Source organism: Nonomuraea sp. NPDC049378 (genome assembly GCF_055586745.1).
Window position 1 is genome coordinate 298,900 of the sequence record NZ_JBVJHP010000010.1, and the last position, 13,057, is coordinate 311,956.

The window sequence follows — 13,057 nt, forward strand, 5'->3', positions numbered from 1 at the left end:
CCTCTCCCCCGTCCTCGGACATTCCAGGCACAGGGGAGAGTAGCCGCCACAGACTCACATGCGTTACTTACCGGGCTCCGGGTCCCTCGGCAAGGCCCCTTCCCGCCTGCTCCACCGCCTTGCGTCGTCGCTCAGGCGTCAATGGGGCACTCACCAGCCGGCCATGAAGTCGCTGCCGTTGGCGTTGTAGGCGCGTACGAGCCGGCGGCCGACCATCGTCTCGTGGATCTCGCTGGTGCCGTCGAAGATCTGGGTCGCCTTGGCATCACGGTGGAGGCGCTCGACCCGGCTGCCGATCACCATTCCGGAGGCGCCGAAGAGTTGCATGGCCTGGTCGGTGTGTTGGCGGGCAAGGTCGCTCGCGGTCATTTTGGCCACCGAAATCAGATCTTGGTCGCCGCCCGGCCTCGCCATGTAGCTCTCGGTCGCTCGGAGCGTGAGCTCGCGCGCGGCCTGGTAGGCGGCCCGCATCCTGCCCAACTTGATCTGGATGCTGGGGAGGTCGCCGATCTTGCCCCCGAACGCCTCGCGATGCGCGGCCCGCGCGACGCTCTCCTCGAGGGCGGCGCGGAGCAGGCCGCAGGCGTAGGCGGCCGCGTCGATCCGCGCCATGTTGAGGCCGTCCATCATCCCGGCGAAGCCCTCGACCTCAAGGGCGTGGTCGGCGGGCACGCGTACGCCATCGAAAGTGAGGGTCCCGTTCGGCAGCCCGCGGTAGCCCGACAACCGTGGGCCCCACTCGCCGGACGCGCCCTCGGAGGCCATGTCGACGACCAGCGCCAGGGTCTTGGCGTCCCGGGCGTCGGTCTCGGCCTTGCACAACACGATCGCGTAGTCCGCCACCGGAGCGAAGCCGACCCAGCACTTACCCCCGTCAAGGACGTAGCGGTCACCGTCGCGGCGGGCCACGGTCGTCATACCTCGCAGGTCGGTGCCGGCCTCGGGCTCGGAGAGGGCAAAGGACCCGTAGGCCTTGCCGGCCACGGTCAGCGGCAGCCAGCGGTCCCGGACCGGAGCGGGTGCGAAGCGCGCCAGCAGGTAGGAGACCAGCCGCAGCACGCCGACCTCCATCGCGAGCGGCGCGCACGCCGCCGTGAGCCGTTCGCTCGTCTCGTGGGCCAGCGGCATCCGGGAAAGGTCGAGACGGAGGTCGTCATCGAAGATCAGCCGGACCAGCCCGAGGCCGGCCGCCTGGTCGAGCAGGTCCTTGTCGAACTCCCCCGTCGCATCCATCCGGGCGCCACGGTCGCGGACCGTGGTTTCGACGAACTCCTCGACCGCCTCGCGTGTCGCCGGGGCCGGCGCGATGGTCTGGTTGGTCATGCCTCTCCCTCTGGTTCCTTCTGGTCGTGGAGATCGCGGTCGGGCTTCGCCCGATCGCGGGGGCGGAACTGGTGGTCCCAGTACGGGGCGAGCTCCGGCGCCATCCGGTCCGCGAGCCGGGACCGCTGGATCTTGCCGACCGACGTGGTCGGCAGGTCCTCACCGAAGAACACGACCTTCGGGCTGGCGTCAAAACCGAGTCGCTCGATGCACCAGGCCCGGAGCTCCTCCTCGGTCACCGGCGCGTGGGGAATCACCGACGCCGCCACCTCCTCGCCGTACCAGCGGTTGGCGAAGCCGAACGCCGCCGCCCTGGTCACGGAGGGATGGGCGGCGAGCACCTCGTCGACGGCCTGCGGGAGAACGGTCGAGCCGCCTCGGGAGATCGAGTCGCTGAGCCGCCCCTCGAGGAAGAACCAGGGCAGCCCGTCCGGTCCGGTGGTGCGGTAGCCGCGGTCGCCGGTGTGGAACCAGCCCCGGGCAAACGCCGCCGCGGTCGCCTCCGGGTTGTGGGCGTAGCCGAGCATGAGCATGCTGCCGCGCGCCACGATCTCGCCGCGCTCCTCGTCCGCGCACTCCCGCCCCTCGGGGTCGACGACGCGGACGTCGGCATGCCGCACGGGCGTACCGATCGAGCCACGCATCCGGCCGGCCAGCGCACCGACGGGCAGTGAAGTCGTCGTCGTCAGCACCGACGTGGTCTCGGACAGTCCGTAGAGCTGCCGCACGGGAATGCCGAAGCGCTGCTCGAACTGTTCCGCAGCCTCCGGGCGCAGGGGGCCGCTGCCCGACACCACGTGGCGCAGCCCGTGCCCGGGCTCGGGCGTCGACGGGTCAGCGAGCAGGTACTCCAGCACTGTCGGTACGAGGCTGCAGGCGTTGGCGCCCGATCTGGCGACAGTCGACCAGAAGCGGTCGCTGCGGAAGCGGTCCATCAGTACCGTCGAGCCGCCCGCGAACCAGGGCAGGAACGAGCAGATGACCAGCCCGTTGGCATGGCTGATCGGCAGAACGTTGATCAGCCTGGTGTCCGGTGTCCAGTCGAGCGCGGCGCGCATCGCGTCGCAGTTGACGAACAGCCCGCGCATCGACAGCAGAATCGGCTTCGGCGTACCACTGGTGCCGCTGGTGTGGAGGCGAAGCGCCGGCGCGTCCAGGTCGGGCTCCGGCCCCTCGTCCTCGAGTACCACGGCCGGGGACGGCACCTCGGCCGAAGGCAGCACCTCGGCGGTCGGGAGCAGCCGACCGGGGCCGTCCGGGTCGTCGGTGACCAGCCACGGCTCCTCGCAGGCGGCGAGCAGGGCCGCGTGACGCTCCCGCCCGTCGCGCGGGTCGAGCGGGACGAAGCAGGCGCCGATCCACCAGGCGGCGAACGCGACCAGCAACGTCGCGGGGCGGTTGGTCGCGACCAGGGCGAGATCGTCGCCGGGGCGCACTCCCGAGGCGCGGAGCCGGGCGGCGACGGACCGCACGTCCGCGGTCCAAGCGGCACCGGTCCAGGTTCGTGACCCGGCACGGGAGGGGTCCTCGACCAGGTAGGTGGTGTGGTCGGCGCGGCGCTCGAGAAGGAGCCCGCGATACGACGTCCAAGGCGCGACGTGGTCGTCGACCGGCGCACGAGCCGCGTCCACGTCGCTCTCTCTGGCCGGCCGGGCTTTCATGGTGATCACCACTCCTCCGACGTGCTCATGCGACCTCCTCGGTCCGGTCAGCGCCCGACGTGCACGTGCCCGCGGGAGCGGGCTAGGTAGTAGAAGACGACGCTGACGAGCGCGACGACCCCGCCGTACACCGCGAACAGCCAGAAGTTGCCGTTGGAGCGCAACCAGACCAGCAAGTAGGACGAGGTGCCGCCGAAGATCGAGACTCCGAGGGCGTAGCCGAGCGCGACGCCGGTGGTGCGGATCTCGCGCGGCATCAGCGTGACCGCGACGTAGTTGTAGAGGCTCATGTTGAAGCCGACCACCACACCGCCGAGCACCATGACAAGCGCGAACATCGCAAGGTTCCGCTCGCTGTAGAGCAGCATGAAGAAGAACGTCGGCACCAGCGCCAGTCGCATCGCGGTGAACGCACGCGCGGTGCCGATCCGGTCTGCCAGGCCACCGATGATCGGCCCGGACACGATCCAGATGACTCCCATGATCGTGGTGAGCGCGAAGACCCACGTGCTGTTCTCGGAGTACGTCGAGTTCGCCAGGTTGGGGAGACCGGTGATCCAGGCGTAGTTCGCGATCTGGATGGACCCGATGACGAGCACGACCCCCACCAGCGCGAGACGGGCCCGCCACAGCGTCTTCCACAGCGAGGCCACGCCGCGCCGCTCGGGGGCGTCGTGACTGCGGCTGACCGCACGGGTGACCAGCGTCTCGGGCAGGGTCTTGCGCAGGTAGAGGACCGCGATGCCGGCCAGCCCGGCAATCGCGAACGGTACTCGCCAGGCCCAGTCCGCCATCGCGGCAGGCGAGACGATCGCGCTGACGACGAACGCCACCGCGCTGGCGCTGAAGATCCCGATCTGGATGAACGTCCCGCTGATCAGACCGAGATAGCGACCCTCCTCACCGCGAGGGGCGAGCTCCGCGCCGATGGCGTTGGCCACGCCGGCCTCGGCCCCGGTGACCAGTCCCTGGACCAGGCGCAGCACCAGGAGCATCACGCCGGCCCCGGCGCCCAGCGTCTGATAGGTGGGCATCACGGCCACGGCCAGCGAGGTAGCCGACATCGCCGCGACCGAGATCAGCATCACCCGCTTGTGGCTGATCAGGTCCGCGACCGGCCCGAGCAGCGCCGCTCCGATCGGCCGCGCGAAGAAGCCGGCCCCGAAGACGGCCAGCGCGCTCAGCAGGGCGGTGGCCGGATCCTCCGACGGGAAGAAGTGTGGCGCGAGGAAGGCGGCCATCAGGCCGTACATGTTCCAGTCGAACCACTCCAGCGCGACCCCGCCACCGAGACCCGCCGTCATCCGCCGGTCGGGCCGGGCCACGTTCGCGGGGGCCTCGGCGGGCGCCTGCTGCTCCGGGTGCATCGGTTCTCCGTTCGTGCGAGCCGTCTCAACATCATCTGAAATATTGGACGGTCTCCGATATTTGGAGCACGTTGACATACGACCTCGAGGTCGGTCAAGCCCTCGACCTCCAACCTGGCCGCGCCTTGACGCCACGAACACGGATGGGGTAGGCGTTTAACAGGACAGACGTTGTCCGAAATTTCAAACAGAAGGGTTGGGTTCATGGCCGATGGGACGGTCACCGGCTCGTCCGCGGTCCGGACGCTCGTGGAGGACGGCCTCCTCGGCGCCCCGCCGCCCGAGGTGCCCGCGTCGTCTGTCGCGTTCCCCGACGGCGGTTCGTGGCGGGTCGAGCTGCCCAGCGTGGAGGGGCCCGCCGCGGCACAAACCGCGCTGGAGGAGGCGGAGTCGCTCGGCGTACCCGTTCATCGGATCTCGCAGGGCTCAGGCGTGACGATGCTCAGCGACCGCGAGATCACTGACATGGTGCAGCTGTGCCGGGAGCGATCGGTGGAGCTGTGCCTGTTCGCCCGGCCCGGGGCGAACTGGGACGTCGGAGCCTCGCACCTCAGCCCTGCCGGCTCCCCCGGGACACGCGCGCGCGGCGTCAACCAGCTCCGAGCCGCCGTCGAGGAGATCATGCGGGCCGGCGACCTCGGCGTCACCTCGTTCCTCGTCGCGGACGAGGGAGTGCTGTGGGCGGCCCACCGGCTGCGCGCGACCGGCAAACTACCGGCCGGCACGCAGCTCAAGGTGTCGGTGATGGCCGCGCCCGCCAACCCGGTCGCCTTCGCCGTGCAGGCGGGCCTCGGCGCCGACACGATCAACCTTGCTTCGGACCTCTCACTGACCCAACTGGCCGAGATGCGCGGCGCCAGCGACGCCACGATCGACTTCTACGTCGAAGCCCCCGACAACATCGGCGGCTTCGTCCGGTACGGCGAGATCGGGGACATCGTGCGGGTCGCGGCCCCTGTCTACCTGAAGTTCGGGCTGCGCAACGCTCCGGACGTCTACCCGGCCGGCGCCCAGCTGGACAAGGTCACTCTCGCGTCGACCCGGGAGCGGGTACGCCGGGCGCGGCTCGGGCTCGACCAGCTCGCGCGCACCCCCGGCATACCCCCGATGTCACCGCTCGGCGAGCGCGACCAACCCGTACTGCCGCGTTTCGCAGCACCAGACATCTCCACGACCCAGACCGCCCATCGCGCAGGGAGCAACCTATGAGAGCAGCCGTCCTTCGCAAGCCGGGCTCACCACTGACGATCGAGGACGTTGACCTGGCCGCGCCGCAGCGCGGCGAGGTGCACGTCCGCGTGGAGGCCGCGGGCGTGTGCCACAGCGACCTGCACTACATGACCGGCGACCTCCAGGGGAGGCTGCCCGCCGTCCTCGGCCACGAAGGGGTCGGCGTCGTCGAGGGCGTCGGATCGGGAGTCACCCGCGTCGCCCCGGGCGACCGGGTGGTGATGACCTGGCGACCGCGCTGCGGCGAGTGCGAGTTCTGCACCAGCGGCCGTCCCGCCCTGTGCGTGCTCGGCCGCGTCCAGGGCACCACCGGAGGCCTGCCCGACGGCACCACCCGCCTGCGCGCCGGTGACGAAACCGTCCACCACCTCATGGGCGTCTCGTGCTTCGCCGAGCGCTGCGTGGTCTCCGACCGGTCCGTGGTCGCCATCCCCAAGGACGTTCCCGCCGAGGTCGCGGCGATCGTCGGCTGCGCGGTCGTGACCGGCGTCGGCGCCGTTCTCAACGTGATGTCCACGGCCACGGCCGACCCGGTCGTGGTGATCGGCGCCGGCGGTGTCGGGCTGAGCACGGTCATAGGCCTTGCCCTGGTCGGCGCCGGCCCGATCGTCGCGGTCGATACTGTGGACGCCCGGCTCCGGCTCGCTCGCGATCTCGGCGCCACGCACACGGTCAACGCGACGACCGACGACCTCGCCGCCGTCCTCGACGAGGTCGCTCCAGGCGGTGCGCGCTGGGCCGTGGACGCCGTCGGTGCGCCCGGCACGATGGAGCAGGCGTTCGCCAGCCTGAGCACGGCCGGCACGCTGGTGGCCCTCGGCTTGGGCCGGGCCGGAGCGGGGTTCACTGTGCCGGTGAACACGCTGGTGCAGCAGGAGCGGCGCGTGGTCGGCAGCCTCTACGGCTCATCGAACCCCGTCGTGCAGATCCCCCAGATCCTGGACCTTCACCAGCGTGGCCTGCTGCCGCTGGACAGGCTCGTCGGACGCCGGTTCGCCCTCGACGAGGTCAACGAGGCCTACTCGGCGCTGACGGCAGGCGCGACCGGGCGCTCCGTCATCGTGCCCGGCGCGTGAGTTCAGCCGTGCTCGCCGCTCGCACCCAGCTCTCGCGAAAGCGCCCTGGCGCCCTCGCGGACCAGGTCGAGGTCCCGCTCGCGCGCGCCCTCGTTCCAGCGAATGGTCGGCACAGTGATGCTCATGGCGGCGACACAGGTGCCGTGCGCGTCGAAGACCGGAGCCGCGACGCACGCCGCGTCGTCGTTGGACTCGCAGAACTCCTCGGACCAACCGCGCCGACGGATCTCGCCCAGCTCGGCGAGGAGCCGGGCCTTGGAGTCGATGCTCCGCCTCGTCATCGGCTCCACCGACTCGTCGTCCGGGTAGAGGGCGTCGAGCTCGTCGTCGTCGAGAGCGGAGAGCAACATCTTGCCGCCCGCGGTGCAGTGCGCGGCCAGGCGGCTGCCCACGGTCGAGACCAGGCGGACGGCGTGCCGGCTGTCGATGCGGACGACGTAAACCGCGAGCCGGCCGTCGCGCACGGCCACCTGGACGGTCTCGCCGCTTTCCGCGGCGACCGACTTGGCGATCTTGCGACCGAGCGCGGCCATGTCGAGAGCCCTCTCGTACGCGCCGCCGAGCTGGAGCACCTTCACTCCAAGGGTGTAGGAGCCCGGCTGGTCTCCGGCCGCCGTCAGGTAGCCACGGTCGACCAGCGCGCCCACGAGCTCGTGGACGCTCGCCCGCGGAAGCCCGAGACGGGCGGTGATCTCAGGCACCCGGAGGCCGTTGGAGGAGTCGAGGAACAGCTCGAGGATGTCAAGCCCTCGACGCAGCGCGGGCGCCGTCATCCGCCCGCCGTTCGGGGAGGTCGCTCGCGCCTGTGTCGACCGGTCGTTTACCATGACAGACATCGTCTGATATTTCGGAAAATATCGCAACTAACCCACGCGTCGGGTCCGCGGCACCTGCGCCCGGGAGGACTTCTATGACCACATCTCTAGCACTCGCGCGCGACCGGATGGTGGAGCGCGCCGTCCAGAGCCGCTCGGTGCTCTCGCGTGGCCTACCCCATTGGGCGTCGGGCGAGACCGGCGACTGGACGGTCACCCCCGACGGCGACTGGACGGGCGGCGCCTACGTCGGTGAGCTCTGGCTCGCCCACGCGCTCGATCCCGCCCGGGTCAGCGCCGCGGACGCCCGGGCGGCACTGGCCCTGATGCTGCCGCGGACGGATCACCGCACCGCCTTCAAGGGCTTCGGGTTCTACTTCGGCGCCGCGGCGGCCACCCGACTGGCCGACGACGCCGGCACCGACAAGATCGCGCTGAGGGCCGCACGGGTGCTCGTTGACATGTACGACGAGCGGCTCGGACTGATCCCGCTCGGGGAGGACGCGGAAGAGGCCACCTCCGTCGGCGCGGCCGAGAGCAGCATCGACTCCCTGCAGGCCGTCGCCCTGCTCTTCTGGGCGGCGGACCACACCGGCGACGAGACGTTCGATCGGATCGCCACGCGGCACCTGGAGCGGGTCCTGGGGATCCACGTGCGGGCGGATGGCTCGGTTGTCCAGTCCTCCACCCTCGACCCGACGAACGGCCGGGTGCTGCGCACCCACACCCACAAGGGCTACGACGACGAGAGCACGTGGGGTCGCGCGCAGGGCTGGGCAATGCTGTACGCCGCGCACGCAGCCGTCGTACGCCCCGGAGACCCGCGCTGGCAAGGCCTCGCCCGTCGCACCGTCGACTGGTGGATCACGCACGTCCCGGACGACCTGATCGCGTTCTGGGACTTCGACGACCCCGCGATCCCCGACACCGATCGCGATACCGCAGCGACCACGATGGCCATCGCGGCCGCGCTACGGCTCGCCCACGCGCTCGGCGAGGGCGGCGCGCCGTACCGCGACTTCGCAGAGCGCACGGCTCACGCCGTGGTCGACCGCTACCTGACGCCGACCGGCGACACCGACGGGCGACCGGTCGGCATGCTCACCGGCGGGTGCTTCACGCGTCGCGGCACCGTGCGTCAGCAGGACGCGGCGACGAACGTCGAGCTCGTCTTCGGCAGCTACTTCCTGCTCGAGTCGCTGATGATCTTGACCGGCGTGATCCCCGCCGGCCGGATCTGAGCCAGCCAGAACCCACCACCACAGGAGGAGTACCGTGAGTGACTCACGACCCCTGCCCCTGGCCGGAGTACGCGTCCTGGACCTCAGCCAGGTCCAGTTCGGCCCGCAGGCGACCCAGATCCTCGCCGACTTCGGCGCCGACGTGATCAAGGTCGAGCGACCGCGCACCGGCGACATCAGCCGGTCGATCGACACCAGGTCCGACGGCATAGAGGACAGCGCGTCATTCATCTCGCTCAACCGCAACAAGCGCTCGATCGTGCTTGACCTGAAGCAACCGGAGGCAGTGGACGTCGTGATGCGGCTGCTGGCCGACACCGACGTGCTGGTCTCCAACTACCGCGCCGGCGTGGCCGAGCGGATGGGACTCGGGTGGGAGGCCCTGCACGAGCGATTCCCGCGCCTGGTCTACGCCTACGGCACCGGGTTCGGCGACACCGGCCCATTGCGCGACCTCGGCGGCCAGGACATGGCACTGCAGTCGTTCGGCGGAGCCGCCTGGCACCACCGCGGCGACGACGGCCGCCCAAGCATCTATCCTGTCCCGTTCATCGACTTCGGCGCCGGCATGGCACTCGTGCAGGGCATCTTGATGGCGCTGCTCGAGCGGTCGACCTCGGGTCGGGGCCAGCGGGTGGACGTCTCACTGATCGACACCGCGGTGTTCCAGCAGATGCAGGAGATGACCGCATGGATGATGCGCCGCCACGAGATCCACTGGGAACGCGACAACTTCGTTGGAGCCTTCAGAACAGCCGACGGCTGGGTGACGATCGTGGGTCTGTTCCGACCCGAACCCCTGCGCGACGTGTGCACAGCGCTCGGGATCGACGACCTGACCCTGCGCAGCGAGTTCGCGACGGCCGAGCTGCAGCAGCAGAATCGGTCAGCGCTATGGAAGATCATGGACGGCGAGCTGGAGCGGTTCGGCACCGACGAGGTCCTCGAGCGTCTGGGCGAAGCGGGCATCCTCTGCGGCCCCGTCCTCGACTACGACGAGGTGCTCGCGCATCCGCAGGTGGTGCACAACGATGTCGTACGCACACTCGAACAGCCGCGGCTCGGAAAGGTGAAGGTGATCGACAACCCGATCCGGTTGTCAGCCGCGACCGACCGTCGCTACGACCCGGCACCGCTGCTCGGCCAGCACACCGACGAGGTGCTGCGAGCGGCCGGCTGCACGGAGGACGAGGTCGAGGACCTCGTCGCCCGCGGGATCGCCAGCCGCACGGCGGAGGACGCGTGACCGCCCCGGACACGGCCGCGACCGCGGTGCGAACCCGCCGCGACGGCGCCGTGCTCGTCGTGAGCTTCGACCGGCCGCACAAGCGCAACGCGATCGACCTGGCCACGGTGCGAGGTGTCCGGGCGGCGCTGCGGTCGGCGTCGCGGGCAGAGGAGGTGCGCGCGGTCGTGCTGACCGGCACGCCGGTGTTCAGCGCGGGGGCCGACATCGGCACCTACGCTGAGGGAGACCCCGCCGCGATCGCCACGTTGATGGACGAGGCGAACGCGATGTGCGACGAGATCGCCGATTCCCCGGCGCCGGTGGTCGCGGCGGTCGAGGGCGTCGCGCTGGGTGGCGGCTTCGAGTGCGTGCTCGCCTGCGATCTGGTCGTCGCCGCCGAGGACGCCCGCTTCGGACTGCCGGAGGTGGGCCTCGGGCTGCTGCCGGGGTGGGGCGGCACCCAACGGCTCACCGCCCAGATAGGTCCCCGCCGGGCTAAGGCCATCATTCTCCTCGGTGACCGGCTCGACGCTGCCACCGCGGCGGACCTCGGTCTGGTCACCACCGTCTGCGCGTCCGGTGACGCCCTCGCGGTGGCGACCACCATCGCGGAGCGGCTCGCCGCACTCCCCGCGCGCGCGGTCGCCGAGGCGTGCAGGGCAATCGACCTGGCACCGCACGGACGTCGAGAGGAGCGTGCGGCGCTGGACCGGCTCTTCGCCACCACCGAGGCAGCTGACGCGATCCGCGCGTTCGTGGAGAAGCGCAGCAGCCGCTGACCGCGCGCGCACCCCGTAGCACCCCAGTGCCACGGGGCGTGCGCGGTCACTTACCGGGCTCCGGGTCTCTCGGCAGGCCCAGCATGCGCTCGCCGATGATGTTGAGCTGCACCTCGGTGGTGCCGCCGTAGATGGTCATCGCGCGGGTGGCGAGCACCGCCCTGTTCCAGTAGCCTGCGTCGCCGAGCTTCATGTCGGCGGCCGTCACCGCCGCCGGGCCGAGCAGTTCCACGGCGGTCTCGGAGACGTGCTGGGCATGGGAGGTCGACAGCAGCTTGCGTACGGAGGCGTCCGCGCCCGGCTCGGAGCCGGCCAGTTGCTTGAGCGTGACCCGCAGCGACAGCGCGTTGATGGAGTGGCCCTCGCACACCACCCCGGCCACCCGCTGCGCCTCCACGGGCGACAGCTCGCGGCCCAGCCGCCCGGCCAGGCCGAGCAGGTCGGGCACGGAGGAGCCGGTGCCGCCCGAGCCGGACGACAACGAGACCCGCTCGTTGGACAGCGTGTTGCGGGCGACCTTCCAGCCCTCGCCGACCTCGCCCACGACCAGGTCGTCGGGGACGAACACGTCGTCGAGGAAGACCTCGTTGAACAGGTTCTCGCCGGTCATCTCCGTCAGCGGCCGGACCGTGACGCCCGGGGCCTTCATGTCGACCAGGAAGTACGTGATGCCGTCGTGCTTGGAGCCCTCGCTGGAGTTGCGGGCGATGCAGATGCCCCACTCGGCCACGTGGGCGACCGAGGTCCAGATCTTCTGGCCGTTGAGCCTCCAGCCGCCCTCGACCCGCTCCGCCTTCATCTGCAGCGAGGCCAGGTCGGATCCGGCGCCGGGCTCGGAGAACAGCTGGCACCAGATCATCTCGCCGCTGAGCGTCTTGGGCAGGAACCGTTCCTGCTGCTCCCGGGTGCCGTACGTGGCGATGGACGGCACCACCCAGGCACCGATGATCATCTGGGGCAGCCGGACCTTCGCGGCCCTGAGCTCCTGCGCGATCAGCACCTGCTCCAGCGGCCTGGCGTCGCGCCCCCACGGCCTGGGCAGATGGGGCATGACGAAGCCGCGCGAGGCGAGCGCCCGCTTCTGCTCCTTGCCCTCCAGCCCGCCCATCTCCGCGATCTCGGCGCGGATCGACTCGCGCAGCTCGCCCGCGCCCTCCGGCAGGTCGATCTCCATCGAGCGGGAGACGCCCTGCAGGGCGAGCGCGGCGACCGTGGCGGCCCACTCGGACGACGGGCCGAGCAGGGCCCGCAGGGTGAGCGCGCGGCGGTAGTAGAGGTGCGCGTCGTGCTCGAAGGTGTAGCCGATGCCGCCGAACGTCTGGATGGCGTCCTTCGCGCACTGGACGGCCGCGTCGGGCGCCATCACCCCGGCGACGGCCGCGGCGAGCTCCAGCTCCTTCGCCGCGCCCGCGGTCGCGCTCTCCGGAGCCTCCACCGGCTCCTCGGGACCGGCTTCCCGCTCCGCCGCCCTGGTGGCGTCCCAGACGGTGGCGCGGGCCTGCTCCAGCGCGACCAGCATGCGGGAGAGCTTGTGCTTGATGCCCTGGAACTGGCCGATCGGGCGGCCGAACTGCACGCGTACCTTGGCGTATTCGGCGGCGGCCGTGACGCACCACGAGGCCAGTCCCGCCGCCTCCGCGCCGAGCACGATGGCCGCCAGGTTGCGGACGTCGGCGACCTCGACACCGTCGAGCACCCGCTCCGCGGGCACGGCCGCGCCCGCGAGCTCGACCCTGGCCACCGGCCTGGTCAGGTCGAGGGAGGGGAGCGCGGTGACCGTGGCGGCGGAGGCGTCGACCACGACCCACTCCTCGCCCTCCGGCGTGGTCACCGGCAGCACCAGCACGTCCGCCAGGGAGCCGCCGAGCACGGGCTCGGCCGTGCCGGAGACGACCAGGGAGCCGTCGTCGTCACGGATGCCGGTAAGCGAGCCGGTAAGTGAGCCGGCCAGAGCGACGGCGCCGGTGAGCGTGCCGTCGGCGAGGCCCTCCAGCAGGTCGTGCCGCTTGGAGGCGTGGATCACCGCGCTCGCCAGCACGGTCGGCACGTACGGGCCCGGCGCCATCCGCTCGGCCAGCGCCTCCACGGCCACGGCGGTCTCCAGCAGCCCGTAGCCGGACCCGCCCGACTCCTCGGGCAGGTGCAGGCCGAGCAGCCCCTGCTCGGCGAGGCCCGGCCAGAACGGCGGGCGGCCGTCCACCTCGGCGCGCAGCAGCTCCGCCGGGATGTTGCGCTCCGCCCAGCCGCTCACCGACTCGCGGAGCGCCCCGTGCTCCTCGCTCAAACCGATCGCCATGCTCATCCTCCAGCCAGGTCCGGCGCCATGCCCAGAACCAT

Annotated in this window: 10 protein-coding genes; 5 read left to right on the forward strand and 5 right to left on the reverse strand. The window is 71.1% G+C overall.

What is annotated here, in order from left to right; translation table 11 throughout:
- Positions 1-150: 150 nt before the first annotated feature.
- From ACZ6SA_RS23370 to ACZ6SA_RS23380, 3 genes are read right to left on the reverse strand one after another with little or no spacing between them, the layout of a single operon-like run.
- Positions 151-1,323, reverse strand: coding sequence for an acyl-CoA dehydrogenase family protein (locus ACZ6SA_RS23370; RefSeq protein ID WP_465830306.1), 1,173 nt, complete (start codon positions 1,321-1,323; stop codon positions 151-153).
- Positions 1,320-2,984: a class I adenylate-forming enzyme family protein gene (locus ACZ6SA_RS23375; protein WP_465830372.1), complete on the reverse strand. Its 1,665-nt coding sequence runs from the start codon at positions 2,982-2,984 to the stop codon at positions 1,320-1,322. The genes ACZ6SA_RS23370 and ACZ6SA_RS23375 overlap by 4 nt, the downstream gene beginning before the upstream one ends.
- Positions 2,985-3,031: 47 nt before the next feature.
- Positions 3,032-4,351: an MFS transporter gene (locus tag ACZ6SA_RS23380; protein WP_465830308.1), complete on the reverse strand. Its 1,320-nt coding sequence runs from the start codon at positions 4,349-4,351 to the stop codon at positions 3,032-3,034.
- A 204-nt stretch (positions 4,352-4,555) separates the two neighbouring features.
- Between ACZ6SA_RS23380 and ACZ6SA_RS23385 the strand changes: the two genes are divergently transcribed.
- Positions 4,556-5,560, forward strand: coding sequence for a hypothetical protein (locus ACZ6SA_RS23385; protein WP_465830310.1), 1,005 nt, complete (start codon positions 4,556-4,558; stop codon positions 5,558-5,560).
- Positions 5,557-6,657, forward strand: coding sequence for an alcohol dehydrogenase catalytic domain-containing protein (locus ACZ6SA_RS23390; protein WP_347643345.1), 1,101 nt, complete (start codon positions 5,557-5,559; stop codon positions 6,655-6,657). The genes ACZ6SA_RS23385 and ACZ6SA_RS23390 overlap by 4 nt, the downstream gene beginning before the upstream one ends.
- 2 nt (positions 6,658-6,659) lie before the next feature.
- Here ACZ6SA_RS23390 and ACZ6SA_RS23395 read toward each other — a convergent pair whose 3' ends face one another.
- Positions 6,660-7,493, reverse strand: coding sequence for an IclR family transcriptional regulator (locus ACZ6SA_RS23395; RefSeq protein WP_465830313.1), 834 nt, complete (start codon positions 7,491-7,493; stop codon positions 6,660-6,662).
- A gap of 74 nt (positions 7,494-7,567) precedes the next feature.
- Here ACZ6SA_RS23395 and ACZ6SA_RS23400 point away from each other — a divergent pair, with 74 nt between their 5' ends.
- Genes ACZ6SA_RS23400 through ACZ6SA_RS23410 form a run of 3 tightly spaced genes read left to right on the forward strand, consistent with a single transcriptional unit; the run spans position 7,568 to position 10,720 of the window.
- Entirely contained in the window at positions 7,568-8,713 is a 1,146-nt protein-coding gene (locus ACZ6SA_RS23400) for a hypothetical protein (RefSeq protein WP_347643343.1), read from the forward strand.
- Between the two features lie 34 nt (positions 8,714-8,747).
- Positions 8,748-9,959, forward strand: a complete 1,212-nt coding sequence (locus ACZ6SA_RS23405; protein ID WP_465830315.1) for a CaiB/BaiF CoA transferase family protein — start codon at positions 8,748-8,750, stop codon at positions 9,957-9,959.
- A complete protein-coding gene (locus ACZ6SA_RS23410; protein ID WP_347643341.1) occupies positions 9,956-10,720 on the forward strand; it encodes an enoyl-CoA hydratase/isomerase family protein in 765 nt (254 codons plus the stop codon). Before ACZ6SA_RS23405 ends, ACZ6SA_RS23410 begins: the two co-directional genes overlap by 4 nt.
- Positions 10,721-10,766: 46 nt before the next feature.
- Here the strand turns inward: ACZ6SA_RS23410 and ACZ6SA_RS23415 are convergent, their stop codons facing one another.
- The gene (locus ACZ6SA_RS23415) at positions 10,767-13,016 is read right to left on the reverse strand and encodes an acyl-CoA dehydrogenase (RefSeq protein WP_465830318.1); all 2,250 of its coding nucleotides are present in this window, start codon (positions 13,014-13,016) and stop codon (positions 10,767-10,769) included.
- Positions 13,017-13,057: the final 41 nt, after the last annotated feature.

Coding starts and splice junctions, on each gene's coding strand:
- ACZ6SA_RS23370 (WP_465830306.1), bottom strand. CDS start 1,323: ATGACCAACCAGACCATCGCGCCGGCCCCGGCGACACGCGAGGCGGTC.
- ACZ6SA_RS23375 (WP_465830372.1), bottom strand. CDS start 2,984: ATGAAAGCCCGGCCGGCCAGAGAGAGCGACGTGGACGCGGCTCGTGCG.
- ACZ6SA_RS23380 (WP_465830308.1), bottom strand. CDS start 4,351: ATGCACCCGGAGCAGCAGGCGCCCGCCGAGGCCCCCGCGAACGTGGCC.
- ACZ6SA_RS23385 (WP_465830310.1), top strand. CDS start 4,556: ATGGCCGATGGGACGGTCACCGGCTCGTCCGCGGTCCGGACGCTCGTG.
- ACZ6SA_RS23390 (WP_347643345.1), top strand. CDS start 5,557: ATGAGAGCAGCCGTCCTTCGCAAGCCGGGCTCACCACTGACGATCGAG.
- ACZ6SA_RS23395 (WP_465830313.1), bottom strand. CDS start 7,493: ATGTCTGTCATGGTAAACGACCGGTCGACACAGGCGCGAGCGACCTCC.
- ACZ6SA_RS23400 (WP_347643343.1), top strand. CDS start 7,568: ATGACCACATCTCTAGCACTCGCGCGCGACCGGATGGTGGAGCGCGCC.
- ACZ6SA_RS23415 (WP_465830318.1), bottom strand. CDS start 13,016: ATGGCGATCGGTTTGAGCGAGGAGCACGGGGCGCTCCGCGAGTCGGTG.